This is a genomic window from Novosphingobium sp., assembly GCF_039595395.1.
Lineage (GTDB): Bacteria > Pseudomonadota > Alphaproteobacteria > Sphingomonadales > Sphingomonadaceae > Novosphingobium.
Genome location: NZ_JBCNLP010000001.1, coordinates 3269845 through 3295200, shown reverse-complemented (window position 1 = coordinate 3295200; position 25356 = coordinate 3269845). Strand labels below are relative to the sequence as shown.

At 65.7% G+C, this 25356-nt stretch carries 22 protein-coding genes, 1 tRNA gene and 1 pseudogene; 17 read left to right on the top strand and 7 right to left on the bottom strand.

Translation table 11 applies throughout. The annotated features are described in order from the left end of the window. Window positions 1-57 precede the first annotated feature (57 nt). The 4 genes from plsY (at window position 58) to topA (ending at window position 5308) form a co-directional block, all read left to right on the top strand. Window positions 58-702, top strand: a complete 645-nt coding sequence (plsY, locus tag ABDW49_RS15100) for a glycerol-3-phosphate 1-O-acyltransferase PlsY (protein ID WP_343612834.1) — start codon at window positions 58-60, stop codon at window positions 700-702. Beyond that, the gene (gene dprA / locus ABDW49_RS15095; RefSeq protein ID WP_343612833.1) at window positions 703-1860 is read left to right on the top strand and encodes a DNA-processing protein DprA; all 1158 of its coding nucleotides are present in this window, start codon (window positions 703-705) and stop codon (window positions 1858-1860) included. A 19-nt stretch (window positions 1861-1879) separates the two neighbouring features. Beyond that, window positions 1880-2575 carry a hypothetical protein gene (locus ABDW49_RS15090; RefSeq protein ID WP_343612832.1) on the top strand — a complete coding sequence of 232 codons (696 nt, stop codon included), beginning with the start codon at window positions 1880-1882 and terminating at the stop codon, window positions 2573-2575. Window positions 2576-2689: 114 nt separating this feature from the next. Beyond that, entirely contained in the window at window positions 2690-5308 is a 2619-nt protein-coding gene (gene topA / locus ABDW49_RS15085; RefSeq protein WP_343612831.1) for a type I DNA topoisomerase, read from the top strand. Between the two features lie 262 nt (window positions 5309-5570). On the opposite strand, the gene ABDW49_RS15080 is transcribed toward topA, so the two are convergent. The 4 genes from ABDW49_RS15080 to lepB form a co-directional block, all read right to left on the bottom strand. Continuing rightward, the gene (locus ABDW49_RS15080) at window positions 5571-7142 is read right to left on the bottom strand and encodes a glycosyltransferase family 39 protein (protein WP_343612830.1); all 1572 of its coding nucleotides are present in this window, start codon (window positions 7140-7142) and stop codon (window positions 5571-5573) included. A gap of 153 nt (window positions 7143-7295) precedes the next feature. Next, window positions 7296-8195: a GTPase Era gene (gene era, locus ABDW49_RS15075; protein WP_343614313.1), complete on the bottom strand. Its 900-nt coding sequence runs from the start codon at window positions 8193-8195 to the stop codon at window positions 7296-7298. 38 nt (window positions 8196-8233) lie between these two features. After that, window positions 8234-8974, bottom strand: a complete 741-nt coding sequence (rnc, locus tag ABDW49_RS15070) for a ribonuclease III (protein ID WP_343612829.1) — start codon at window positions 8972-8974, stop codon at window positions 8234-8236. After that, window positions 8971-9858 carry a signal peptidase I gene (lepB, locus tag ABDW49_RS15065; RefSeq protein ID WP_343612828.1) on the bottom strand — a complete coding sequence of 296 codons (888 nt, stop codon included), beginning with the start codon at window positions 9856-9858 and terminating at the stop codon, window positions 8971-8973. The genes rnc and lepB overlap by 4 nt, the downstream gene beginning before the upstream one ends. 216 nt (window positions 9859-10074) lie before the next feature. Between lepB and pgi the strand changes: the two genes are divergently transcribed. From pgi to ABDW49_RS15030, 7 genes are all read left to right on the top strand, one after another. Beyond that, window positions 10075-11604: a glucose-6-phosphate isomerase gene (gene pgi / locus ABDW49_RS15060; protein WP_343612827.1), complete on the top strand. Its 1530-nt coding sequence runs from the start codon at window positions 10075-10077 to the stop codon at window positions 11602-11604. 303 nt (window positions 11605-11907) lie between these two features. Beyond that, window positions 11908-13764: a prolyl oligopeptidase family serine peptidase gene (locus ABDW49_RS15055; RefSeq protein WP_343612826.1), complete on the top strand. Its 1857-nt coding sequence runs from the start codon at window positions 11908-11910 to the stop codon at window positions 13762-13764. 130 nt (window positions 13765-13894) lie between these two features. Then, window positions 13895-15244: a glutathione-disulfide reductase gene (gorA, locus tag ABDW49_RS15050; RefSeq protein WP_343612825.1), complete on the top strand. Its 1350-nt coding sequence runs from the start codon at window positions 13895-13897 to the stop codon at window positions 15242-15244. A gap of 127 nt (window positions 15245-15371) precedes the next feature. Continuing rightward, window positions 15372-16190 (top strand): class I SAM-dependent methyltransferase, encoded by an 819-nt coding sequence (locus ABDW49_RS15045; RefSeq protein ID WP_343612824.1) that lies wholly within the window; start codon window positions 15372-15374, stop codon window positions 16188-16190. 132 nt (window positions 16191-16322) lie between these two features. Continuing rightward, entirely contained in the window at window positions 16323-16553 is a 231-nt protein-coding gene (locus ABDW49_RS15040) for a hypothetical protein (RefSeq protein WP_343612823.1), read from the top strand. Next, the gene (locus ABDW49_RS15035; protein ID WP_343612822.1) at window positions 16550-17167 is read left to right on the top strand and encodes a radical SAM protein; all 618 of its coding nucleotides are present in this window, start codon (window positions 16550-16552) and stop codon (window positions 17165-17167) included. The genes ABDW49_RS15040 and ABDW49_RS15035 overlap by 4 nt, the downstream gene beginning before the upstream one ends. Continuing rightward, window positions 17164-17379 (top strand): hypothetical protein, encoded by a 216-nt coding sequence (locus tag ABDW49_RS15030; RefSeq protein WP_343612821.1) that lies wholly within the window; start codon window positions 17164-17166, stop codon window positions 17377-17379. Before ABDW49_RS15035 ends, ABDW49_RS15030 begins: the two co-directional genes overlap by 4 nt. A 150-nt stretch (window positions 17380-17529) precedes the next feature. On the opposite strand, the gene aroB is transcribed toward ABDW49_RS15030, so the two are convergent. Together aroB and ABDW49_RS15020 are read right to left on the bottom strand one after the other, a co-directional pair. After that, window positions 17530-18636 (bottom strand): 3-dehydroquinate synthase, encoded by a 1107-nt coding sequence (gene aroB, locus ABDW49_RS15025; protein ID WP_343612820.1) that lies wholly within the window; start codon window positions 18634-18636, stop codon window positions 17530-17532. A gap of 7 nt (window positions 18637-18643) precedes the next feature. Continuing rightward, window positions 18644-19408, bottom strand: coding sequence for a shikimate kinase (locus ABDW49_RS15020; RefSeq protein WP_343612819.1), 765 nt, complete (start codon window positions 19406-19408; stop codon window positions 18644-18646). Window positions 19409-19547: 139 nt separating this feature from the next. On the opposite strand from ABDW49_RS15020, the gene ABDW49_RS15015 reads away from it, so the two are divergent. From ABDW49_RS15015 to ABDW49_RS15000, 4 genes and pseudogenes are all read left to right on the top strand, one after another. Next, on the top strand, window positions 19548-19781 hold the full coding sequence (locus ABDW49_RS15015; RefSeq protein WP_343612818.1) for a hypothetical protein: 234 nt from the start codon (window positions 19548-19550) through the stop codon (window positions 19779-19781). Then, window positions 19778-21775: a hypothetical protein gene (locus tag ABDW49_RS15010; RefSeq protein WP_343612817.1), complete on the top strand. Its 1998-nt coding sequence runs from the start codon at window positions 19778-19780 to the stop codon at window positions 21773-21775. The genes ABDW49_RS15015 and ABDW49_RS15010 overlap by 4 nt, the downstream gene beginning before the upstream one ends. 34 nt (window positions 21776-21809) lie before the next feature. Beyond that, window positions 21810-22671, top strand: a pseudogene (locus ABDW49_RS15005) (tyrosine recombinase). 326 nt (window positions 22672-22997) lie between these two features. After that, window positions 22998-23945 (top strand): acetyl-CoA carboxylase carboxyltransferase subunit alpha, encoded by a 948-nt coding sequence (locus ABDW49_RS15000; protein WP_343612816.1) that lies wholly within the window; start codon window positions 22998-23000, stop codon window positions 23943-23945. A 142-nt stretch (window positions 23946-24087) separates the two neighbouring features. On the opposite strand, the gene ABDW49_RS14995 is transcribed toward ABDW49_RS15000, so the two are convergent. Next, on the bottom strand, window positions 24088-24270 hold the full coding sequence (locus tag ABDW49_RS14995; protein ID WP_343612815.1) for a Flp family type IVb pilin: 183 nt from the start codon (window positions 24268-24270) through the stop codon (window positions 24088-24090). A 417-nt stretch (window positions 24271-24687) separates the two neighbouring features. Between ABDW49_RS14995 and ABDW49_RS14990 the strand changes: the two genes are divergently transcribed. Next, a complete protein-coding gene (locus ABDW49_RS14990; RefSeq protein ID WP_343612814.1) occupies window positions 24688-25131 on the top strand; it encodes an NUDIX domain-containing protein in 444 nt (147 codons plus the stop codon). 105 nt (window positions 25132-25236) lie between these two features. Next, a tRNA-Arg gene (locus ABDW49_RS14985) sits at window positions 25237-25313 on the top strand. The last annotated feature ends 43 nt before the right edge of the window (window positions 25314-25356 follow it).

The following is a 25356-nucleotide window of genomic DNA, read 5'->3' as shown; positions in this document are numbered from 1 at the left end:
GCGCGCGATGCGCCTGTGCAGCGATGCCTCCCGCTTATGGATCGAGAGGTTTTTCAAGTGAGTGCGACAGGTTTGAGCCCGCTGCTGGGGGCGCTGGTCTTGGGTTATCTGCTGGGGTCGGTGCCTTTCGGCCTGATCCTGACGCGGGTGATGGGCGCGGGCGACCTGCGCCAGATCGGCTCGGGCAACATCGGCGCCACCAATGTGCTGCGCACCGGGCGCAAGGGGCTGGCGGCGGCGACGCTGCTGCTCGACATGGCCAAGGGCGTGGTCGCGGTGATGATCGCCCGCGCGCTGTGGGGAGAGGTGGGCACCTTCGCGGGCACATGGACCGCCGCGCCGCAACTGGCGGCGGCGGGCGCGATGCTGGGCCATTGCTTCCCGGTATGGCTGGGCTTTCGCGGCGGCAAGGGCGTGGCGACGGTGCTGGGAGTGGCACTGGGCCTGGCCTGGCCGGTCGGGCTGGTGAGCGCTCTGGCCTGGGCGGCGGCGGCGAAGCTGTCGAAGATTTCCTCGGTCGGCGGGATGAGCGCGGCGGTGGCCGCCCCGCTGGCCGCCCTGGCGCTGGGGCATACCGGCTTGGTGCCGGTGCTGGCCGCGCTGGCGGTGCTGGTGGTGGGGCGCCATCACCAGAACATCGCCCGGCTGATCGAGGGCACCGAGCCGCGCGTCGGCCGTTCCTCGAACAAAACGCAAGGGTAAATGGCGGAGCCAGCCTCTCCCCAGCGCGCCGCCGGGCTGACGCGCGAGGAGGGCATGGCCCGCATCCGGCTGATCCGTTCCACCGGCATCGGCCCCATCACCTATCGCCAGCTTCTGGCGCGCTTCGGCTCGGCTGTCGCCGCGCTGGAAGGTTTGCCGCAGCTGCCGGGCAAGAGCGGGTTTACAGTCTTTCCGCTCAAATCCGTCGAGGCGGAGATGGCCGCCGTGCGCGCGGCGGGCGGGCGTTACCTGTTCCATGACGGCGCGGATTATCCCGCTCTGCTGGGGTTGGCCGAGGGCGCCCCGCCAATCCTGATCGTGCGCGGCGACCCTTCGATTGCGGCGCGGCGCCCGGTGGCGATTGTCGGCGCGCGCAATGCCTCGGCAGGGGCGATGAAGCTGGCGCGTAGCCTGGCACGCGATCTGGCGACCGAGGGTTGCGCGGTGATCTCGGGTCTGGCGCGCGGGGTGGATGCCGCCGCGCATGAGGGGGCTTTCGGCGCGGAAGGCGGCGCGTGCACGGTCGGCGTGATCGCCGGGGGCGTGGATGTGGTCTATCCGCCCGAGCATGCCGCCCTGCAGGAGCGCATCGCTCGCGAAGGTCTGCTGATCAGCGAGATGCCCCCCGGTACCGAGCCCACCCAGCGCCATTTCCCCGCCCGCAACCGCATCATCGCGGGCCTTGCCATAGGTACGGTGGTGGTGGAGGCGGCGCCCAGATCGGGCTCGCTGATCACCGCGCGGCTGGCGGGGGATTATGGGCGGGCGGTGATGGCGGTGCCGGGTTCTCCGCTCGACCCGCGCGCGCATGGCGGCAACGATCTGATCCGCGAGGGCGCGGTGCTGGTGCAGCGCGTCGAGGATATCCTCGAACTGCTGACCGACTTTCAGGGCGCGCCCCGCATGCCTCTGCGCGCGCCAAGGCAGGAAGCCTTGCCTTTGGCCGCGCCGGATGAAGCGGCGGTGCAACAATCATCGGCCAGTCTCGATACGGATGACAGGATTGCCGCTCTGCTGGGCGTGGCGCCCATCGGGGTGGACGATCTGATCCGCCATTGCGGCCTGCCTGCTGGCGTGGTGCAGGCGGCGCTGATCGATATGGAATTGTCGGGCACGCTGGTCCGTCATGCAGGCGGGCGGGTCAGCAGGGCGGTGTAGGGCAGGACAAGGGGCAATCATGGCGATCTCGGCAGGTACGTTGATCGGGGCGGGTTGGGAGGTCTTGCAGCGGCGATGGCGCTTGCTGGCTTTGGCCGGTTTGTTGGTCGCCCTTGTACAGGCCGGACAGCGTGTGCTCGATGGTTATACGACGAATCAGCCGTTGACGCAGGCCTTGCCGCAGTTGCTGTTCATCACCCTGCTGGGAGCCTTGCTGCAAAATATGATTTTGGCGATCGTCATCCGCCAACTGTTGCTGCGCGAAGGGCTGGCCGATCCGGATGTTCCGCCGCGTTATGGGGCGTTTGTGCTGATCAATCTGTTGATCATTCTAGCGGTCTGGCTGGGGTTGGTGCTGCTGGTCGTGCCGGGGGTTTTGCTGCTGCTGCGCTGGTTTATCGCGCCCGCCTTCACCTTGTCGCGCGGGATGAGCGTGATGGAGGCGCTGGCTGCCAGCCGGGAGGCCACGCATGGCCATCGCGGGGCGATGCTGGGAGCTCTTCTGGCGCTGATCGCGGTCTGGCTTGTGCCTTATGTCCTGCTGATGATTGGCGTGGGCGTTCTGGCGTTCAACACCGTTCCGATCCTTGGTGGGGTTGGACTGGCGCGTCTGGCGCTTTCCGGGCTGGCGGGCAGCCTGTCGCTGGCTTTCGGCATCGGGGTGTTTCGCACCTTGGTCCATGACAAGGACCCACTCAGCGAGGTCTTTGCCTGAGGCTTTTTGTCCCTGTCTCTTGCGGTGAGCGCCCTCTTGACGCAGGAGGCGCAGCGAACCACCCTCGTGCGTGCACGTGAAGTGCCATGCGAAGAAAGTGTCTGAAACCGCCCTATGCAGCTCGTCATCGTCGAATCTCCGGCCAAGGCCAAGACCATCGAGAAGTATCTCGGCAAGGACTATAAGGTTCTGGCCTCCTATGGTCATATCCGCGATCTGCCGCCCAAGGACGGCTCGGTCCGCCCCGATGAGGGCTTCGAGATGGACTGGGAGCTGTATGGCGACAAACAGTCCCGCGTGCGCGAAATCACCGATGCCGCCAAGCAGGCCGACCGTCTGATCCTGGCGACTGACCCGGATCGCGAAGGTGAGGCGATCAGTTGGCATGTGCGCGAGCTGCTGAAAAAGCGCCGCGCCCTGCCCAAGGAGGTCGAGCGCGTCACCTTCAACGCCATCACCAAGGATGCCGTCACCACGGCGATGAAGCATCCGCGCGAGCTGGATCAGGATCTGATCGATGCCTATCTGGCCCGCCGCGCGCTGGACTATCTGTTCGGCTTCACCCTCTCGCCGGTGCTGTGGCGTAAGCTGCCCGGCGCCAAGAGCGCGGGCCGCGTGCAGTCGGTGGCTTTGCGCCTGATCGTCGAGCGTGAGCGCGAGATCGAGGGTTTCAAGCCGCAGGAATATTGGCAGGTCATCGCCAGGCTGCTGCATGACGGCACGCATTTCCCGGCGCGTCTGGTCAAGTTTGAGGGCCAGAAGCTTGAGAAGCTGAGCCTTGGCGAGGAAGGCATCGCCAAGCGCGCCAAGGCCGCCGTGGAAAATGGCGCCTTCCGCGTGGAAGAGGTCGAGACCAAGCCGGCCCGCCGCAACCCCTATCCGCCCTTCACCACCTCGACGCTGCAGCAGGAGGCCGCGCGCAAGCTGGGCTTCTCGGCCATGCACACGATGCGCGTGGCGCAGACGCTGTATGAGGCGGGCGCGATCACCTATATGCGTACCGATGGCGTGCAGATGGACCCCAGCGCCATCGACGCCGCGCGCAAGGAAATCACCGAGCGTTTCTCGGGCCATTTCTGCCCCGAAAAGCCGCGCCATTACGAGACCAAGGCCAAGAATGCTCAGGAAGCGCATGAGGCGATCCGCCCCACCGACTTCTCGCGCAACACCTATGGCAGCGGCGATGAGGCGCGCCTGTATGACCTGATCTGGAAGCGTGCCCTCGCCAGTCAGATGGCCAGCGCCCAGCTTGAGCGCACCACCATCACCCTGCGCGACGGCACGGGCAGCCACGAGCTGCGCGCCACCGGTCAGGTCGTGAAGTTCCCCGGCTTTATGGCCGTCTACGACGAAAGCCGCGACCAGAAGCAGGACAGCGAGGAGGACGAAAGCGGTCTGCTGCCCCTGATGAGCAAGGGCGACATGCCGGTGAAGGAGGGCGTGGACGCCACCCAGCACTTCACCCAGCCGCCGCCGCGCTATTCCGAAGCTTCGCTGGTCAAGCGGCTGGAAGAGCTGGGCATCGGTCGCCCCTCGACCTATGCCGCCACCCTTCAGGTGCTCAAGGACCGCGCCTATGTGCGCGCCGAGAAAAACCGTTTCTTTGCAGAGGAAACCGGGCGACTTCTCACGTCGTTTCTGGAACGCTTCTTCCCCCGCTATGTCGGCTATGACTTCACCGCGGGCATGGAAGAGGAGCTGGATGATGTCTCGGGCGGCAGCCGCGAGTGGAAGGCCGTGCTCGAGGCCTTCTGGCGCGATTTCAAGCCCAAGTCCGACGAGGTGATGGAGAAGAAGCCCTCGGAAGTGACCGAGGCGCTGGACGAATTCCTCGCCGATTACCTGTTCCCGCCCAAGGATGGCGGCGGCGATCCGCGCGAATGCCCTGCCTGCCACGCCGGGCGCCTGTCGCTGCGCGGTGGCCGCTATGGCGCCTTCATCGCCTGCTCGAACTACCCCGAGTGCAAGTTCACCCGCAAATTCGCCCAGCCCGGCGGATCGCAGGATGGCGGCGAGGAAGGCGAGATCGGCAAGCACCCCGACACCGGCCTGCCGATCATGCGCAAGGCCGGTCGCTTCGGCCCCTACATCCAGACGGGTGAAGGTGACGACAAGAAGATGGCCAGCATCCCCAAGGACATCGGGGAGCTGACGCTGGACTGGGCGGTCAAGCTCCTCAGCCTGCCGCGCACCGTGGGGCCGCATCCGGAAACCGGAGAGCCCATCACCGCCAGCATCGGCCGCTATGGCCCCTATCTGGCCCACAGCGGCAAATACGCCCGCCTGCGCAGCACGACCGAGGTCTTCGACACCGGCATGAACATGGCGGTGACCAAGCTGGCCGAGGCCGCCGCTGGTGGCGGCAACCGCCGCGCCGCCGCCGAGCCTCTGAAAGTCTTCGGCGCGCATCCGGTGAACGGCGGCGAGATCAAGCTGATGGCGGGGCGCTTCGGGCCTTATGTGACCGATGGCACCACCAACGCCACCCTGCCCAAGGCTAAGGACTCAGCAGAGCTGACTTTGGAAGAAGCCGTGGTGCTGCTCGACGAGCGCGCCGCGAAGGGGCCTGCGAAGGGCAAGAAAAAGGCGCCGGCCAAGAAGGCGGCTCCCAAGAAGGCCGCTGCAAAGACGGCTGATGGTGAGGAGGCTCCGAAAAAGGCTCCCTCCAAGAAGGCCGCAGCGAAGAAGCCTGCGGCCAAGAAGGCTCCGGCCAAGAAAGCTGCAGCAGAATAAAGGGAAAAAGAGAAGTGCGAGGGGGTTACCCCCTCGCGCTCCCATGACGTCTTCCGACACAAGGGCAGTGGCATCCTGTCGGTGTGCAAACTTCCCATGGGCACAAAAAAGGCGCCGCAGGCAGGAAGGCCTCGGCGCCTTTTTGCGTTCAAAAGCCTGCGGCGCTGCGACCTTGCTCTATGGCCGAACCCGAAGCGCTTTGGCTGACAATGAATGGGAGCGCGAGGGTGTAACACCCTCGCATTTTCACTTCTGAACCTTCTTAACGCGAAGCGACAACCCGCTTCCCGCTCAAGGCCTTGTTCTGGAACACGAGGAAATCGCGCGTCCCCACGCGAGCCTTGCCGTAAAGCACATAATCGCTGCCCAAACGCGACATCAGGAAGTTGCGCACAGGCCAGTTCACCGGATGGGCCTGAGGCTGGGCGGTGATCACCACCACATCGGGGCGGCTGTCCATGATGTGGTGTGCTTCGGTCTGCGCGTCCACGCCCAGCGCCTCGGAATCGGTCAGGCTCACCAGATGGTTGGGGAAGACGTAGCGCGAGGGCAGGCAGCTTCCTGACAGATGGTACAGCATCGGGTCGCCCTCGGCCACATAGAGGCAGCCCTTGGCGCGGGCGCTCTCGATCTGGGTCAGGAGCACATCCATCTCGGCGCGGGAGCCGTGATCGCTCATATTGACCGAGGTCACCACCAGCGCGGCGACGGTGCCAAAGCCGAGCAGCAGGCGGGTGTACCAGCGGTGAGGCGCCATGCGGCCCAGCGCGGGCGCGGAGAGGATCGAGATGGGCACCAGGACGGGGGCGAGGTAGTGATCGTACCATGTGCCCAGCAGCAGGAAGCCGCCGAAGGCTGTCAGGCCCCAGATGCGCAGGAAGGGCAGGGCCTGGGGGGCCTCGCCAGCCGCCGTCAGACCGCGCGCGCCGAAGCGGCGAGGCGCGAGGAACAGCGCCAGCCAGAAGGGGGTGAGGGCCAGCATTTCCTTGGTCAGGCGCCACAGGGACGCGAGATAGGGCTCATGCCGGGCGAAGATCGAGAGGAAATTGGCCTGAATGAAGGCATCGGCATGGCCGATGGCAGCGTAATAGGCCAAAGCGGCGGTGGTGGGCAGCAGGGCGGCGGCGCACCATGCGGCGGCGGCCAGCGTGACCTGAGGACGACTCCAGCCCGCGCGGCGGATGCGCCACATCAGGGCGAGGCCAAAGCCGATGCCTTCGAAGATCACGGTGTATTTGATCTGCAGCGCCATGCCGATCACCAGCATCACGCCCAGCCCGTGCAGCAGCAGCGCGCGCGGTGGGCGGCGGCGGATCATCAGATCGGTCATCCACAGGCCGACGAGTGCCACAGGCAGGTTGTAATAGACCGGCGACTGCCCACCGAAGCAGAAGAACACCGAGAGGAAGAGCTGATAGGCCACGCCGGCGCACAAAGCGCCCAGCGGAGAGGCGATCATCCGCGCCGTGCGCCAGATCACCAGCGAGGTGGCGACCACGCTGAACATGGCGACAAGCTGGTACTGCACGATGCCCTCACCGCCCAGCAGGCGGATTGCGGCGAAGATCAGGAAGAGGCCGATCGGCTTGCGGTCCCAGATGTCCACGAAGGGCAGGGCGCCATGGAGCATGCGATCGCCGACCAGCAGGTAGAACTGCTCATCGATCTGGATGGTGGGAGAGCCGAAGGTGAAAGCGCGCAGCATCAAGGCGAGCAGGGTGTAAGCCAGCAGCACCAGCGCCTTGTCGGCGGCGAGGGCGCGCAGCCGCACGCCCATATTGCCCAGCAGCGCCACCCGCGCCCGCCCCGGCAGTGCCGCGATGAATTCCACCATCCTTTAATTCCTGCACAGCGACCCTGGCGGACCGGCCCGCCCCCGCAGGCCCGATCCACAGAGCATGGCTTTACGCCACCATGCCGCTATAGAGCGCAGTGGCGGTTCATAACAAGCCTTGGCTGCACCGGTATGGAAAATCCGGCAACGGCCTCAGCGAACCCATTCCAGGCCGATTTCCTCGTAGATTTCCTTGGCATCGGCCCAGTTCTCATCCACTTTGACATGGAGGAAGAGGTGGACCTCACTCCCAAGGATCTGTGTCAATTCGGCACGTGCCGCCTCGCCGATGGCCCGGATGCGCGCGCCTTTCTTGCCGAGAACAATCGGTTTCTGGCTCTCTCGGGCGATGACGATTTGTTGATGAATTTCAACTGAACCGTCCTTGCGCTGCTTGTAGCTTTCGGGACGAACCGTGCTGTCATAGGGCAATTCATCGTGGAGCTGGCGGTAAAGCTGCTCGCGGGTGATCTCGCAGGCCATCAGGCGTTCCGAGGCATCGGAGACCTGATCTTCCGGGAAATGCCAGAGGCCTTCGGGCATCAGTCCGGCCAGATGAGCCTTCAGCCCGGCGACGCCATCATTGCTTTGTGCCGAAACAAAAAACACCTCGGCGAAATCGACCTTCTGGGTCAGTTCCTGCGCCAGAACCAGCAGCGGTTCCTTGGCCGTCAGGTCCACCTTGTTGAGCACCAGGATCTTGCGCTCCTTGCGGTGCTGCAACTGCTCCAGGATGGGTTCGAGATAGTCGCGGTGCTTCTTGGCGGCATCGACCACCAGCAGGATCGCATCGGCCTCCTCGGCGCCATCCCAGGCGGCGGCGACCATCGCGCGGTCGAGGCGGCGCTTGGGGGCGAAGAGGCCCGGCGTGTCGGCCAGGATGATCTGGGCGTTATGCTTGTCGCTCTGCTCCAGCGCGATGCCCATCAGGCGGGCGCGGGTGGTCTGCGCCTTCTGGCTGACGATCGCCACCTTCTGGCCGACCAGCGCATTCACCAGCGTGGATTTGCCGGCGTTGGGCGCGCCCAGCACGGCAACGAGGCCGCAGGTCATCGGGGGCGTGGTGGGTTGGTCGGTCATAACAAAGGCTTTCAGGCGTAAAGTCGGAGGAATTCGCCGGCGGCCTTGGTTTCGGCCTCCTGCTTGCTGTTGGCGGTGGCGCGGGCCTCGCCCACGCCCTTCACCGCCACGGAGACGGTGAACTGCAGGGAGTGGTCCGGGCCGGAACGGTCGATCAGCGCATATTCGGGCGGGCGGCGGCGGTTGCCCGCAGCCCATTCCTGAAGCGCCGATTTGGGATGCTTGGTCTGCCCGGCATGGCCCCGGAAGGTGTCGGACCACAGCTTGCGCACCATGGCGCGGGTGGTTTCGAAGCCGCGCTCGAGGAAGCTGGCGCCGATCAGCGCCTCCATCACATCGCCAAGGATGTTGTCGGAATCGGCGCCGCCATCGTCGCGGGCCTGCTTGCCCAGGCGGATATGCGGCGCAAGCTTCAACCCGCGTGCCACATTGGCACAGCTCTGGCGCGAGACCAGCGCGTTGAGGCGCTGCGAGAGGCGCCCCTCGGCATCGCTCTCGGCCTCATAGAGCCATTCGGCAATGGTCAGGCCCAGCACGCGGTCGCCCAGAAACTCCAGCCGCTGATAGTCGGCGGCCCGCGCGATGCCCTTGTTGGGCGCGGCGGTGAAACTGCCATGCGTCAGCGCGGCGGTCCACATCTCCACATCGGCGGGCGCGGCGCCGTCCAGCAACTGGCGCAGAAAGGCCAGCGTCTCATCGGGCAGGGGTTCCGCCCCCGCCACGGGCTTCAGTTTGAGTTTTCCGACCGTCAAAAGGTGTTCCCGATGCGGCTCCAGCGCGTGGCGGTGAACCAGGTCCACGGCTTGTACCACGAAGCGCCGCCATCGGTCGACCACATCATGATCGTGGCGCGCCCCACCAGATTCTCCTGCGGGACCATGCCGATGCCGCCGTCCAGCGTGGTGAAGCGGCTGTCCATCGAATTGTCTCGGTCGTCACCCATCAGGAACAGCTTGCCCTCGGGCACCATATAGGGCGGGGTGTTGTCGGCATCGAAGCCGGGGACTGGATCGTGCTTCTCGGGCCCGAAATCGAGCACCTTGATGTCCTTGGCGGGGCGGCCATCGTCACCGGGCAGCGTCTCGCGATACTGCGGATAGCGGCAGACCGCCGTGCCATCCTTGCGGGTGGCGGCAAAGGCGGGGGTGTAGCAATGGGTGTTGCCCGAGACGGCGATCTCGAAATCCTCGATCTTCACCTTGGGGATGGCCTTGCCGTTGAGATACAGCACGCCGCCGATCATCTGCACCGTGTCGCCCGGCAGGCCGATCACGCGCTTGATCCAGTCCTGATCGTTGGTCGGCGGGGCCTTGAAGATCACCACATCGCCGCGATGGGGCTGATGGGCCAGCACGCGCTTGGGCAGCAGCGGGGCGCCGAAGGGCAGCGAATAGCTGGAAAAGCCATAGGGCCATTTAGCCGCCAGCAGATAGTCGCCATTGACCAGACCGGGCAGCATCGATTCGCTGGGGATGGTGAAAGGCGAGAAGATAAAGCTGCGGAACACCGCCACGATGATCACCAGCTTGATCAGGAAAACGAAGAAATTCTCTTCTTCCTGAGGCTTTTTGCCCGCGGGCGCGGGTTTGTCGGAGCTGGCGGGCGCAATCGGGCCCTGATTGGCGGTGTCGGTCATAGTCACGTCCATGTTGTGCCTCTGCTCCGCCGTCAACCCTTCGTGAGCGGCTGTTTGTCGCAGGATTGTCTCACGCGTGTGTTGTTCGTGCAATACACTTGGCATGCTTGCGCGCGGCTGAACGGCTTTTTGGGGGTTGGTAACGAATGCAGACTTGGCCATGTCGCATCGGGCAGGCATAGGACAGGTCATTCATCTTCAACGGAGAAACCCCCCGTGTCCAGCCAGCCCGAGATCACCGCCCTGTGGACCCAACTGGCGGATTTGCCGCGCCCCACGCTGGCAGAGCTGTTTGCGAAGGACGAGGCCCGCGTCGACACGCTGACCGGGCGCATCGAGCTGGGCGAGGAGCAGGGCGGGATCCGCTTCGACTGGTCCAAGACGCATCTGGACGCCGCGCATCTCGGCCTGTTCGAGAAGCTGGCCGCCGCCGTCGATTTTGACGGCCAGCGCAAGGCGCTGTTCGCCGGCGAGAAGATCAACGTCACCGAGGGCCGCTCTGCCGAGCATACCGCCCAGCGCGGCGTGGGCCGCGACAGCAGCGTGGAAGAGGCCATGGCGCTCCACGCTCGCATGAAGTCGCTGGTCGAGGCGATCCATGAGGGCGCGCTGGGCGAGGTCAAGCATCTGATCCATATCGGCATTGGCGGATCGGCGCTGGGCCCCAAGCTGGCGGTCGACGCGCTGACCCGCGATGGCGCCAAGGTCGATGTCCATGTCGTCGCCAACATCGACGGCTGCGCGCTGGAACAGGCCTTCGGGCGCTGCGATCCGGCGACCACGCTGATCGCCGTCGCCTCCAAGACCTTCACCACCACCGAGACCATGACCAACGCCACCTCGGCGCTCGACTGGCTGCGCAACAATGGCGTCGAGGACCCCTATGGCCGCGTCGTGGCGCTGACGGCTTACCCTGAAAAGGCCGTGGAATGGGGCGTGGACGAGACTCGCGTGCTGCCTTTTGCCGAGAGCGTCGGTGGCCGTTACTCGCTGTGGTCCTCGATCGGCTTCCCGGTGGCGCTGGCCATCGGCTGGGACGAGTTCGTCGAGTTCCTCGAAGGCGCCGCCACCGTCGATCTGCACTTCCGCGACACCGATGGCGCCGCCAACCTGCCGCTGCGCGCCGCCTTTGCCGACCAGCTCTACACCCGCCTGCGCGGCTGCCAGGCGCGTGCCTGCTTCGCCTATGACGAGCGCATGGCGCTGTTGCCCTTCTACCTCCAGCAGTTGGAGATGGAATCGAACGGCAAGAGCGTGAAGGCCGATGGCACGCCCGTCGATGGCCCCACCGCGCCGATTACCTGGGGCGGCGTGGGCACGGACGCGCAGCATGCGGTGTTCCAGCTTCTCCATCAGGGCACGGTCATCACGCCCATCGATTTCATCGCCAGCATCGCGGCCGGCGACGATCTGGACCCGGCGCATCACCGCATCCTGCTGATGAACTGCTTCGCGCAGGGCGCGGCGCTGATGGCGGGCAAGGACGCCACCGACAAGGCCCGCGCCTATGCCGGTGATCGCCCGAGCGCGACCATGCTGGTGGATGACCTCAGCCCGGCGGCTCTGGGCGCGTTGATCGCCTTCCATGAGCATCGCACCTTCGCCAATGCCGCGCTGATGCAGATCAACCCCTTCGACCAGTTCGGCGTCGAACTGGGCAAGGAAATCGCCAAGTCCATCGAAAAGGGCGGCGCCCGTTTCGACGCCAGCACCACCGCGCTGCTGGAAGCCGCCGGTCTGGCGTAAAGGAAACGTTCCGGCGGAGGCCTCTGCTTCCGCCGGAGACTGTTCTTCACCGCTTTGTCTTGCCGCCTTCTTGAATTTCCCATTTAGCCCGCTAGGCATTCCTTCGGAAAATTCGCCGGTTCTACGGGGCCGGGGTCGAAGGGGGCAAGAATGCGGGCAAGCGTGGGGGCTATGAGGGCGGCTTTGGCCGGGGTGTTGGTGTATGCATGGGGTTGGGGGACCCCGGTTCTGGCGCAGCAGGCGCCAGCCGCTGCATCTGCCCCGGACGCGAAACCGAAACCGCCTGTTGCCGCGAACGCCCCGTTGACCGCCGCCGATTTCGCGGCGCTGCCCTTTATCGAGGGCGTGAAAATGTCTCCCAGCGGCGAATGGATGGCCGGGCTGTTCGGCGGCATCACCGGTCGCCGCGTCTGCGCCATCAGCCTGTTCGAAAGCGGCGGGCCGCCCCACTGCATCGGCATCCCCGACAAGATCGAGGCGCATTCGATCCGCTGGGTCAATGACGACAGTTTTCTGATCCATGTCACCACCCAGCAGCCGGTGGGAGGCAAGCTGTGGTATGTCTCGCGCCTCGCCGCCTTCAACCGGACGACGGGCAAGCTCAAGACCCTGCTGTGGGATCTCAATGGCCAGAGCACCGATGATGTGATCTGGACCGCCCGCGACGGCAGTCCCTATGCGCTGGTCAGCGCGCAGGGGTCGATCTATGTGGGCGACGCCTTCTGGCCCGCCATCTTTCGAGTCAATGTCGACACCGGCGTGCGCTCGCAGGTGCTGCCGGGACGGGGCGATGTGATGGGCTGGGTGGCCGATGGCGCGGGGCAGGTCCGGCTGGGCTATGGCTATGACGACAGCACGCGGCGCACCCGGCTGCTCTATCGCGGCGAGGGCGGCGGCACCTTCCACACCATCGACCGGGCCGATCTGCGCAAGCGCGAATCTTCGCTCAACCCCATGGGTTTCATTCCCGGCGGCAATCACGCGCTGGTGGTGCATGATGACGACAAGGGCGGCAGCGCGCTGTTCGAGGCCGATCTTGACCCGCGCAAGGATGTGAAATCGATCTACACCGCACCCGAGGGAAGCTGGATCGACGATGTGACTCTGGCCGCCGATGGCCAGACCCCGCTGGCCGTCAGCCTGCGCGGCGCCCTGCAGAAGACGGTGTGGATCGAACCGGCGCTGGCCGAGTTGCAGGCGGCCTTCGACAAGGCCGTGGGCAGTGGCAAGCGCGCGCAGATCCTCAGCTTCAGCCGGGATCGCAAGCGGATGCTGGTGTTGCTCGATCAGCCCAATTCGCCCGGCTCGCTCTATTTCTACGATGTCGATGACGGGCAGTTGCGGCGCCTCGCCCCTATGAACGACAAGTTGGGCAGCCGGGCGCTCTCCCCGGTGAAGCTGGTCACCTACAAGGCGCGCGACGGCCTGCCGATCGAGGCGGTGGTGACCAGTCCCAAGGGGCGCGAGGCGCGCAGGCTGCCGGTGATCGTCATGCCGCATGGCGGGCCCTGGGCGCATGACACGCTGGATTACGACTATTGGGCGCAATTCTTGGCGAGCAAGGGCTATCTGGTGATCCAGCCCAATTTCCGGGGCTCGACCGGCTATGGGCAGGAGTTCGAGCGGCGCGGCGAGGGGCAGCTTGGCCTTGCCATGCAGGATGACGTCAATGACGCGCTGGCTTGGGCGGTGAGCGAGGGGCTGGCCGACGGCAAGCGGGCCTGCATCGTGGGGGCTTCCTATGGCGGCTATGCCGCGATGTGGGGCGCGGCGCGCGACCCCGATCTGTGGCGCTGCTCGATCTCCATCGCGGGCGTTGCCAGTCTGAGGCGCGAGGTCAACGACATGGGCGACAGCAGCATGCACGCCAACAGCAACAGCGACGCCTGGGGGCGGATGACCCCCGATTTCGCCGCTGTCTCGCCGATCAATGCGGTGACGCGCATCAAGGCGCCGATGCTGCTGATCCATGGGAAGAAGGATTCCACGGTGGATGTCAGCCAGTCCACGGCGATGGCATCGCGGATGCGCGCGGCGGGCAAGTCGGTCGAGCTGGTGCAGATCCCGCTGGCCGATCACCATTTCACCCGTGAGCCCGACCGGCTGACCTTGCTCACATCGATGGAGACCTTCCTTGCCAAATATAATCCCGCAGATTGAGGGGCCGGCGGATTGATCGCCTCGACCATTCAGGCTGATCACCAAATCCGGTTGGCAAGCGGCGGCCCAGGCGCCATATCGCGCTGCGAATGAACGGCCGCCCCCCGCGGCCCGACTGGAGCCTCACGCGATGACCGAGACCTTCGACTACGACCTGTTTGTGATCGGCGCCGGGTCGGGCGGGGTGCGCGCCAGCCGCATCGCCGCCAGCCATGGTGCCCGCGTGGCCGTGGCCGAGGAGTTCCGCGTCGGCGGCACCTGCGTCATCCGGGGCTGCGTGCCCAAGAAGCTGCTGGTCTACGCTTCGCATTTCGCGCATGGGCTGGAGGATGCCGCAGGTTTCGGCTGGACCATCGAGGGCAAGCAGTTCGACTGGGCCAAGCTGCGCGATTTCGTCGCCAGCGATGTCGACCGGCTGGAGCGCGCCTATACGAGCACGCTCGACAACAACAAGGTCGACCATTTCCACGAGCGCGCCAGCGTGGCCGGGCCGAACCTTGTGCGGCTCGCCTCGGGGCGCGAGATCAGGGCGAAGCATATTCTGATCGCCGTGGGCGCCTGGCCGGTGATGCCCGACTTCCCCGGCAATGAGCATGCCATCACCTCGAATGAGGTCTTCCATCTGAAAGCCTTCCCCAAGCGGGTGGTGATTCAGGGCGCCGGCTATATCGCCATGGAGTTTGCGGGCATCTTCAACGCGCTGGGGGCTCAGGTCACGGTGGTCAACCGTTCGAACCGCATCCTGCGCGGCTATGACCATGATCTGACCGAGCGCCTGATGGCCATGACCGAGAAGCGCGGCATCGAATACCGCTTCGACAGCCCGATTTGCGGCATCGAGAAGCTGGCCGATGGCTCGCTGCGCGTCGCACTCGACGGGCATGATCCCATCGAGGCCGATGTGGTGCTGGTGGCCACCGGTCGCCGCCCCAAGACCGTCGGGCTGGGGCTCGAAGAGGCGGGCGTGAAGCTGGGCGCCAATGGCGAGGTGATCGTCGACGATTATGGCCAGACCTCGGTTCCCAGCATCCATGCCGTGGGCGATGTGACCGACCGCGTGCAGCTCACCCCCGTGGCCATCCGCGAGGGCCATGCCTTTGCCGACACCGTCTTTGGCGGCAAGCCGCGCACCACGGCCTATGACGCGATCCCCAGCGCGGTCTTCTCGCAGCCGCCGCTGGCCGCTGTGGGCCTCACCGAGATGCAGGCGCGCGATACCGGCGCCGAGATCAAGGTCTTCACCAGCGATTTCCGCCCGATGACCAACATGTTCTCCACCCAGGTCGAGCGCGGCTATTACAAGCTGGTCGTCGATGCGGCGAGCGACAAGGTGCTGGGCATCCATATGATCAGCCCCGAGGCGCCGGAAATTCTGCAGGCCGCGGCCATCGCGGTGAAGGCCGGGCTGACCAAGGCCGATTTCGACGCGACCATGGCGCTGCATCCCTCCATGGCCGAGGAACTGGTGCTGATGCGCTAAATCCGGCTTTCTCCGGATTTCAGACATCCGTTAGGTAGAGTTGCGGGGCGGAGGCTTTCCGCCCCATCAACCATGAAAGATTAGCCAGTGGTCCCGACGGGCGTGCTGCCCGAGGGGACTACTGGCGATGAGCGACCTTCTCATTCATTCGATGAGCGAATTTTCCAGCCTGATTCTGGAGGCGCTGGAGCTGACGCAGGTCCGCAACATCGTAGAGATCGGCGCCGAATTTGGCGGCATGTCCAGCGTGCTGGCCGATCATTGCGGCAAGGCCGGCGGCCGTTTCACCACCATCGACCCGGCGCCCAAGCAGGCGTTCATCGACTGGGTGGCGGAGCACCCTCATGTCACCCATCTGGCGGCGCCCAGTCTGGAGGTGATGGGGGATCAGGAACAGGTCGATGCCTGGGTGATCGACGGCGATCACAATTACTACACCGTGCTGCGCGAGTTGCGTCTGGCCGACAGCGTGGCCAGGCGCGATGGGCGCCCGCTGCTGGCCTTTATGCATGATGTGGGCTGGCCCTGCGCGCGCCGCGATTCCTATTATGCCCCCGACCGCATTCCTGCCGAACATCGCCAGCACTTCAGCTTCGATATGGGGGTGACGCTGGGCTATGCCGGGGCTCTGCCGGGGCGGGGCTTTCGTGGCATGGGCTCCTTCGCCTGGGCGGTTGAGGCCGGCGGGCCGGGCAATGGCGTGCTGACCGCCGTCGAGGATTTCATCACCGAGGTCGAGCAGGACGGCACCCGCCAGATGTGTTTTGCCAACATTCCGGCGGTGTTCGGGCTGGGCGTGTTGTTCGATGCCTCGGCGCTCTGGGCCGATCCGCTGGCCCGGCTGGTCGAGCCCTATCACGACAACGAGCTGCTGCGTAAGCTGGAGATCAACCGGCTGCGCAACTACCTCAAGGTGATCGATATGCAGGATGAGCGGCACGGCTGAAAGGCGCCCGCGCGACGGGCCGCGCCTTCGGGTGCTTGAGTGTTGGCCTCCGGGCGCCTATCGCGGGCGTCATGATGATGCCGCTGTCGGCCCTTGCGCCGCGCCGCGTCGAGATTTTCGGAGTTGACCTGCATGACCGATGCCCCTGCCACCACGCCGCGCAACGACTGGAGCCGCGAGGAGATCGCCGCTTTGTTCGACCTGCCCTTTACCGAGCTGGTGTGGCGCGCGGCGCAGGTCCATCGCGAGAATCACCCGGCCAATGAGGTGCAGCTCTCCACGCTGCTGTCGATCAAGACCGGCGCCTGCCCCGAGGACTGCAAATATTGCCCGCAGAGCGCGCCAAGGCCGACACCGGGGTGAAGCCCACCAAGCTGATGGAGGTCGCAGCCGTCCTTCAGGCTGCCGCCCGCGCCAAGGCCAACGGCTCGACCCGCTTCTGCATGGGCGCGGCCTGGAAGAACCCGCACGATCGCGACATGCCCGCCATCATCGAGATGGTGCAGGGCGTGAAAGCGATGGGCATGGAAACCTGCATGACGCTGGGCACGCTTGACGGCACTCAGGCCGAGCGGCTGGCCGAGGCGGGGCTGGATTACTACAACCACAACCTCGACACCTCGCCGGAGTTCTACGGCAACATCATCACCACCCGCACCTACCAGGAGCGTCTGGATACGCTGGATAAAGTGCGCGACGCGGGGATCAAAGTCTGCTCCGGCGGCATCGTGGGCCTGGGCGAAACGGTGCGCGACCGCGCCGGGCTGCTGGTGCAGCTGGCCAACCTGCCGAAGCCGCCGGAGAGCGTGCCGATCAACATGCTGGTGAAGGTAAAGGGCACGCCGCTGGCGGATAATGCTGGCCGACACGCCGCTGGCCAAGATCGACGACATCGAGTTTGTGCGCACCATTGCGGTGGCGCGCATCACGATGCCGCTCTTCGATGGTGCGCCTGTCTGCGGGCCGTGAGCAGATGAACGAGCAGACCCAGGCGATGTGCTTTATGGCCGGCGCCAACTCCATCTTCTACGGCTGCAAGCTGCTGACCACGCCGAACGCTGGTGACGACAAGGATGGCGCGATGTTCGCGCGCCTTGGCATCAAGCCGATGGCAATCACCCAGACCCAGGCCGATCTGGATGCCGAACGCATGCCGCGCGGTTGCGCCAGGCTGGAAGCTGCTGAGTGAGGCTTGCGTGGGAGAGGGCCCGTGGGTTCTCTCCCGCTGCGAAGCAGCAATAGATTTTGAGATTTGCGCCAAGGCCGAGAGCCTAACGCGAGAAAAATGAAAGGGATTGCAAAGGGCGATGGCCCTTTGCCCGCCGGAGGCTTGTCTCCCTTAACCTTCCAGTTCTTCGGCCAGAAACGCTGAAACCTCGTCCAGCGTCACATCCTTGGTGAGGAAGGCCTGACCGATACCGCGCATCAGCAGGAAGGCGAGGCGCCCGGCATCAACCTTCTTGTCATGCAGCATATGGGCGGCAAGCTGCGCGCCGGAAACATTCAGACCCAGCGTTCGCACATCGGAGGGCAGGCCCATGGCGGCGATATGGCGGGCGATGCGCTCGGCATCGGCGCTTTCCATCAGGCCGCGGCGGGCGGAGAAGCGGGCGGCCAGCACCATGCCCAGCGCGACGCCCTCGCCGTGGAGGAGGCGGTCGGAGAAGCCGGTTTCGGCCTCCAGCGCGTGGCCGAAGGTGTGGCCGAGGTTCAGAAGCGCGCGCAGGCCGGTGGTCTCGAACTCGTCCTGAGCGACGATTTCGGCCTTGGCGCGCACCGATTGCGCCACGGCATATTCCCGCGCGGCCAGATCGCCGGTGAGGATGGCGGGGCCGTTAGCTTCGCACCAGTCGAAGAAGGCGGCGTCGCCCAGCAAGCCGTATTTCACGACTTCGGCATAGCCCGCGCGGAGTTCGCGCAGGGGCAGGGTGGTCAGCGCATCCAGATCGGCCAGCACCAGGCTGGGCTGGTGGAAGGCGCCCACAAGATTCTTGCCAGCGGGCGCATTGATCGCCGTCTTGCCGCCCACGCTCGAATCGACCTGAGCCAGCAGGGTGGTGGGGATCTGCACGAAATGGCAGCCGCGCTTCAGCACCGAGGCGGCAAAGCCGGTCAGATCACCGATCACGCCGCCGCCAAGGGCGATGATATGGTCGCCGCGCTCGACCTCCAGCTCCAGCAGCCAGTTGACCACGGCAATCAGATTGTCCCAGCTCTTGGTGCTCTCGCCCGCGGGCAGGATGCGCCATGCCGCCTGCTTGCCGGCGCCCGCCAGCGAAGCTTCGACCGCAGCGCCCCATGCCGCATGCACATTGGCATCGGTGACGATCGGCACGACGGGCTTGCGCAGCCGCGCGCCGCATTGCCCGGCCACATCGGCCAGCAGACCTTGCCCCACGCGCACCTCATAGGGGCGGCCAGCGATATCGACGGGGATGGTCTGCATGGGAGTGTCAGCTTTCGCGTTGGACGGAAGAGGGCGCATCGAGAGCGCTGGTGTCAAGCCAGTGGTCGATGGCGACCAGCAGGCGGGTCAGTGTGCGGGCGTGAGGCGAGTTGCCGCTCATCACATGGATGGGGGCCTGCGCATAGAAGGGCTGGCGCTCGGTCTTCAGGCGGCCGAGGATCTCGCGCGGGTTGCCGCCGCGCAGCAGCGGGCGGTTGTCCTTGCGAGCGGTGCGCTCGACCAGCGTGTCGAGGTCGGCGTCGAGCCACACCGCGATGCCGCTGCGCAGGATCAGCGCGCGGGTGGCATCGTTGACGAAGGCGCCGCCGCCGGTGGCGATCACCTTGACGCGCGGTTCGTCGGGGGCATCGCCGCCCGAGGTGTCCCCCATCAGGCGGGCGATCACCCGGCGCTCGCCATCGCGGAAGAAGCTCTCGCCATAGGTCGCGAAGATTTCCGGGATGGTCATCTGGGCAGAGGTCTCGATGGCGTCGTCGGCATCGATGAAGGGGGCGCCAAGCTGGTTGGCCAGCTTGCGGCCAAGGCTGCTCTTGCCCACGCCCATCATGCCCACCAGCACCACGGGCCGGTCGAGCCGCGCCAGGATCGAGGCCAGGCGCGCGGCATCGGCCGAGGCATCCACCGGCGCATGCGTCGATTCCCCGTCCGAGCGCTGGCCGTCACCGGCAGGATGGGCCTGCGCGGGCTGCGGCGTGTCGCCGTCCACGGGGCGCGGCGTGTTGCCGCCTGATGGCTCATTGCTCATGGTCATTGCAGGGCTGCCTATACTTTTGCTAACCGGCGGCGCAAGCGTGGGTATTGTATCTCCGCCTAAAGGCAGGCTAGGTGGCGGGCATGGTCAAAAGGGCATCTGGGTGCCCGATGCAGGCCAACGGCTATCGGAGTTCGCGGTGACAACACGCATTCGCAGGGAAAAGCATCGCTCGCTGTGGCAGCGCGCGGGGGTGCGGATCGGCCTGCTGGTTCTCGTGGCGGTCAGCGCCTTGCTGGTTCAGGCTTGGCGTCTTGGCGGTCCTGTGCCGGTGCGCCCGGTGGCCGTGGCCTTGCCCGCAACCACCGTGGGCAGCACCGCCCCGGTTTCGAGCGCCTCGGCCGCTTCTCCCGCCAGCGGGATCGGCGGATGAGCCAGAGGATAACGATTCGGCGCTTTGCGGTCTATGCGCTGATTTCGGCCAGTGTGCTGGGGATGGGCGCTGTGGCCGGGGCGCCTTTGCTGGCGCAGCAGGGGCCCGAATCGTTGCTGCCCCCCGGCTTTGACCGGCCTGCGCGCGCTGCAAAGCCGACGCCGACCGGTACGCCCAAACCCAAGCCCACCACGGCGTCCACGCCTCGTCCCGTGGCGACCAACACGCCCAAGCCGGTCGCCTCGGTGCGGCCGGTGGCGACACCTTCGGCGGCGCCCACCCGCGCCGCGCCCGCGCCGCGCATCGATCTGCCCGAGAATGAGCCGACCATCGCCGCTCAGCCGCTGTTCGCCGCGCCCACCGCGCCGGTGGCCGCCGGGCCGGTGAAACTGCCCAATGGCGTGACCAACTACGCCCAGTTGATGGCTATGCCGCCTGACAAGCTGGATCAGCTTCTGGGCCTGCGCCCGCGTTATGACATTCCGCCGGGATCGGCCCGCGCGCTGCGCATGGTGGGCATGATCGACCAGAGCGAGGGTGGCCTGCCCTCCTCGCTGGGCAGCCAGAGTGCCGATCTGCTGCGCGCCGCCTTGACCGGCAATGGCGGGCAGATCGTTTCGCGCTGGGGGCATATTCTGCTGCGCCGCGCGCTGGTCAGCCGTCTCGATCCGCCGGGCGGCGGTGACCCGGCCGATTTTGTCGCCATGCGCGTCGCCCTGCTGCTGCGCATGGGCGAGGGCGATCTGGCCCGCGCCGTGGCTCAGGATGTCGATCCCGACAATTACAATCCGGCGCTGACGGCCAGCGCGCTCGACGCCTATGTCGCGACCGAGGATTTCACCGGTTTCTGCCCGATCATGGGTGTGCAGCCCGCCTTCGCCAAGGACCCGCGCTGGAGTGCGATGCAGGGCATGTGCGATGCCTTCTCGGGCAATGCGGCGGGTGGTTTTGCCAATCTGGACCATATGATCTTTGTCGGCGCCATGCCGCGCATCGATATGCAACTGGCCCAGAAATATGCCGGGGCGGCGGGCGCCGCCGGGCGCAGCGGGCGCCGCAATGTCACCATCGAATGGAGCAAGGTGGCGGAGATGACGCCCTGGCGTTACGCGCTGACTCTGGCGGTGGGGCTCACGCCGCCCGCCAGCCTGATGAAGGACCTGCCCGCGCAGTATGACTATGTCACCGCCACCGCGCCGATGGTGGGGCTGGGGGTGCGTGCCGATGCCTCGGACCGGGCGGGGGGCGCGGGGATCCTGTCGTCCTCGGCGATGGTCGATCTCTACAGCCAGATCTACAGCAATGACGATGTGACCGGCGGCCCGGCGGAGCGCGCCCTGCTGCTGCGCGACGCTTATGTCGCGAGCACGCCTGCCGACCGCCTGAAGGCCATGAAGAGCCTGTGGGATGGTGGTGCCGATGCCAACCAGCGCTATGCCCGTCAGGTGCTGACGGCCTATGCCGCCGCGCGCCTGCCGGTCAGCGGTGATCTGGCGGGCGATGCCGGCGATCTGATCGCCTCCATGCTGGCGGCGGGGCTGGATGCCAATGCGATGCGCTGGTCGGGCGTGGTGCCCAAGGGCAGCCTTGGCTGGGCCCTGCTGGCGTTGGCTGACGGGCGCGGGGGCGAGGCCAACAGCGGTGCCCTCAGCAGCTTTGCGGGTGCGGACAAGAGCGATTCGAGCCGGAAGACGGCCTTCCTTGTGGCAGGCCTTGCCGGTCTTGGCCGGATCAGTGATTCGACCCGGCGCGACTATGCGGGCAAGCTCTCGGTCGATTATGACAGCCACAGCCGCTGGAGCGACGCCATCGATCAGGCTGCCGCGCTGAACAATCAGGCACTGGTGGTGATGCTTGCGGGCCTTGGCATGCAGGGCGATGGCTGGGGCCGGATGACGCCGCGCTATCTTTACCACATCATCTCCGCGCTCAACCGCGTGGGGCTTTCGGGTGAGGCACGGATGATCGCCGCCGAGGCTGTGGCAAGGGCGTAAGGCCATCGCCTCCGCTATCGACGCCTTTATCGCCATGCTGGCCGCCGAAAGGGGGGGCGGCGCTCAACACTTTGGCCGCCTATCGCCGCGACCTTGATGGCGCGCGCGAGTTGCTGGGGCCTTTGGAAAGCGCCACGCCCGCCGCGCTGACCTCGCTTGGCGAGCATTGGGTCGAGCTGGCGCCCTCATCGCTGGCGCGCAAATGTTCGGCCTTGCGCCAGTTTTATGGTTTCCTGGTCGATGAAGGGCTGCGCGACGACGACCCGTCCTCCGCCCTGCCGCGCCCTGTCACCCGCCGCCCTCTGCCGCGCCTGCTGGGCCATGGCGATGTGGAGGCCATGTTCACCACCGCAGAGAAAGAGGCCGAGGGCGACAGCCCCGCCGCCCTGCGCACGCTGGCGGCGCTGGAATTGCTCTATGGTTCGGGCCTGCGTGCCACCGAACTGGTCAGTCTGCCGCTGCGCTCCGTGCCGCGCGATGCGCCGCTGCTGACGCTGACCGGCAAGGGCGGGGTGCAGCGCATGGTGCCGGTTTCGACCCGCGCGCGCCATGTGCTCTCGCGCTGGCTGGCGGTGCGCGGGGCAAGTGCGGCGGAGGCCGAATCGCGGTTCCTCTTCCCCTCGCGCGGGGAGAAAGGCCATCTGACGCGGATTCGCCTGTTCCAGTTGCTGCGCGATCTGGCCTTGCGCGCCGGGCTCGATCCGACGCGGGTGTCACCGCATGTGTTGCGCCATGCCTTTGCGACGCATCTGCTGGAGGGTGGAGCCGATCTGCGCGTGTTGCAGATGCTGCTGGGGCATGCTGATATCTCCACCACGCAGATCTACACCCATGTGGATGCGGCGCGGTTGGTGGCGTTGGTGAATGCCCGGCATCCTTTGGGGCAGAAGAGTTAAGGGAAGAAAGATGCGAGGGGGTTACCCCCTCGCGCTCCCATGACGTCTTCCGGCGATAGGGCAGGGGCGCTGCATTGGTCCGCCTCGGCTCTCCACCTGCTCCACCTAAAGCGCCGCAGGCTCTTAAATCCGGGAGCGATAGCGTTGTGTGGGGCAATCCTGCCTGCGGCGCGGCGACGTTGCTCTATGGCCGAACCCGGAGCGCAAGGCCGACAGTTACGGGAGCGCGAGGGTGTAACACCCTCGCATCTACCCTTTCCTTCCTGCCTGCCCAATCATCACAAACCCTTGCCCATCGCCGCTTGCACGACTAGGGCCTTGACCCCATGATTTCCTATCTCGAATTTGAAAAGCCGGTCGCCGCGCTTGAATCGCGCATTGCCGAATTGCGCACCACCGCTGCCGAGGGTGATCTCGACATCTCCAACGAGATTACGCGGCTGGAACGCAAGAGCGCCGATCTGCTCTCCAGCACCTATCGTGCGCTGACGCCGTGGCAGAAGACCCAGGTCGCCCGCCATCCGATGCGTCCGCATTTCGTCGATTACGTGCGGATGATCTTCACCGATTTCGTGCCGCTGGGTGGTGACCGCACCTTTGGTGAGGACCATGCGATCATCGGCGGTTTCGCCACGATCCAGGGCCGCAAGGTGATGCTGATCGGCCATGAGAATGGCAACGACACCGCCAGCCGCATCAAGCACAATTTCGGCATGGGCAAGCCCGAGGGCTATCGCAAGGCGACTCGCCTGATGGAGCTGGCCGGGCGCTTTGGCCTGCCGGTCGTCACGCTGGTCGACACCAAGGGCGCCTTTCCGGGCGTCGAGGCCGAGGAGCGCGGTCAGGCCGAGGCCATCGCCCGCGCGACCGAGGCCTGCCTGGCCCTGCCAGTGCCGATGATCGCGGTGATCGTGGGTGAGGGCGGTTCGGGCGGCGCGGTGGCGCTGGCCAGCGCCTCGCGCGTGCTGATGCTGGAGCATGCCGTTTATTCGGTGATCAGTCCCGAGGGTTGCGCCTCGATCCTGTGGCGCACGCCCGAGAAGGCCGCCGACGCCGCCGAGGCGATGAAGGTGACCGCTCAGGACCTGCAGGCGCTCAAGGTGATCGAGCGTATCGTGAATGAGCCGGTGGGCGGCGCGCATCGCGATCCGGAGTTCACGGCCAAGGCGCTGTCCAATGCGCTGGTTGAGGAACTCGACAAGCTGGCTCGCCTGAGCCCGGCAGAGATCATCGCCAAGCGCGAAGAGCGTTTTCTGGGCATCGGTCAGGACTGATCGACAGCTTCGGGGAATAAGCAAGGCGCGGTCGGCTTATGCTGACCGCGCCTTTGCTGTGTCTGGCGTCAGGCACGTGGATGACGGGCAGCAAAAAGGGCGGTGGATTGCTCCACCGCCCCTTCTTTCGCGTCGCTCGCTGTTAGGCGGCGGCGGCGTTGCCAACCGACATGGCCGACGAGGTCGAGTTGAACGTGCTCTTGAGCTGGTTGCCCAGGCCGTTCATGGCGGTGATGGCGGCAACGGCGATCAGAGCGGCGATCAGGCCGTATTCGATGGCGGTGGCGCCGGCTTCGTCGCGCAGCAGCTTGTTGATGAACTTCATGGTCAGTCTCCTGGTTTCGATCTCGCGCCGCCTGGCAATTTACCCGTCTCACCGGGCGGTGATGGCCTTTTTAGGCGGCAAGTCTTAAGAAACCGTCAGCGCCGTCCCCTCTTTCCGGGGGTTTCGGGTTTTTTGCTGATGACGAGCGTCCTCTGTAAAATTGCATAGTTTTACGACGCTGCGGCTGTTTCGCTCGGCGCGATTATCGCCAAGGATTGGTGCATCTGATTGGTTAATGCAGGGAAAGCTTTCCGCTCCCTTTGCCAATCCCTGCCGGGAAGGCCTGGCGGTGAGGGATGAATGTTTTTCACCACGGGCGAAGCCGTTGTATCCGGCATGGCAACTCAACCATGGCCAGTCTGGCACGCGCTGCTTAACAAAGCTTTGAATAACGTGCCGGTGAAGGAGCGCAAAGACGTGCAGGGCAATCTGATTCCGGTGGTGGCTGCCGCGCTGATCGATGCGCAAGGCAGGGTGCTGCTGCATCGCCGGGCGCCGGGGAAGTATCATGAGATGCTCTGGGAATATCCGGGCGGCAAGGTTGAGCTGGGCGAGAGCGCGGCGGAGGCCGTGCTGCGCGAGATCGCCGAGGAGCTGGGTGTGGCGCTCGACCCGGCGGCGCTGGAGCCGGTCAGCTTTGCGCAGGGAGACGGGCAGCCGCATCTTATCCTGCTCTATGCCTGCCGGGGCTGGCAGGGGCAGCCACGCGCTCTGGAATGGCCTGAGGTGGCGCGTGAGGACGGGTTGGGCGAGGGGCTGGGCTGGTTCACGACGGCGCAGGTCGGCGATCTGGCCGGGCAGGGCGCTATGCCGCCGCTCGATGTGATCCTGACCCAGGCTTTGTTGCGCCAGTTGGGATGAGGGAAAAGGCAGGCGTTTTAAAAACTTGTCCACAGGCCGGTGATGAAAAACGAAATTGATGCTTGCCAAGCTCGGGGAGCCCCCCTAAAGGCGCGTCTCCCAAGAGCACCCGTAGCTCAGCTGGATAGAGCATCAGACTACGAATCTGAGGGCCGGGCGTTCGAATCGCTCCGGGTGCACCATTCTCCTCCTATGTGGAAGAGGTTGGCATTCTTGGGAAAATGA

Coding starts and splice junctions, on each gene's coding strand:
- lepB (WP_343612828.1), bottom strand. CDS start 9,858: ATGACCGACACCGCCAATCAGGGCCCGATTGCGCCCGCCAGCTCCGAC.
- dprA (WP_343612833.1), top strand. CDS start 703: ATGGCGGAGCCAGCCTCTCCCCAGCGCGCCGCCGGGCTGACGCGCGAG.
- aroB (WP_343612820.1), bottom strand. CDS start 18,636: ATGCAGACCATCCCCGTCGATATCGCTGGCCGCCCCTATGAGGTGCGC.
- ABDW49_RS15020 (WP_343612819.1), bottom strand. CDS start 19,408: ATGACCATGAGCAATGAGCCATCAGGCGGCAACACGCCGCGCCCCGTG.
- ABDW49_RS14995 (WP_343612815.1), bottom strand. CDS start 24,270: ATGAAGTTCATCAACAAGCTGCTGCGCGACGAAGCCGGCGCCACCGCC.
- ABDW49_RS15030 (WP_343612821.1), top strand. CDS start 17,164: ATGAACGAGCAGACCCAGGCGATGTGCTTTATGGCCGGCGCCAACTCC.
- ABDW49_RS15040 (WP_343612823.1), top strand. CDS start 16,323: ATGACCGATGCCCCTGCCACCACGCCGCGCAACGACTGGAGCCGCGAG.
- ABDW49_RS15080 (WP_343612830.1), bottom strand. CDS start 7,142: ATGGTGGAATTCATCGCGGCACTGCCGGGGCGGGCGCGGGTGGCGCTG.
- topA (WP_343612831.1), top strand. CDS start 2,690: ATGCAGCTCGTCATCGTCGAATCTCCGGCCAAGGCCAAGACCATCGAG.
- ABDW49_RS15090 (WP_343612832.1), top strand. CDS start 1,880: ATGGCGATCTCGGCAGGTACGTTGATCGGGGCGGGTTGGGAGGTCTTG.
- ABDW49_RS15000 (WP_343612816.1), top strand. CDS start 22,998: ATGATTTCCTATCTCGAATTTGAAAAGCCGGTCGCCGCGCTTGAATCG.
- gorA (WP_343612825.1), top strand. CDS start 13,895: ATGACCGAGACCTTCGACTACGACCTGTTTGTGATCGGCGCCGGGTCG.
- ABDW49_RS15010 (WP_343612817.1), top strand. CDS start 19,778: ATGAGCCAGAGGATAACGATTCGGCGCTTTGCGGTCTATGCGCTGATT.
- ABDW49_RS15045 (WP_343612824.1), top strand. CDS start 15,372: ATGAGCGACCTTCTCATTCATTCGATGAGCGAATTTTCCAGCCTGATT.
- era (WP_343614313.1), bottom strand. CDS start 8,195: ATGACCTGCGGCCTCGTTGCCGTGCTGGGCGCGCCCAACGCCGGCAAA.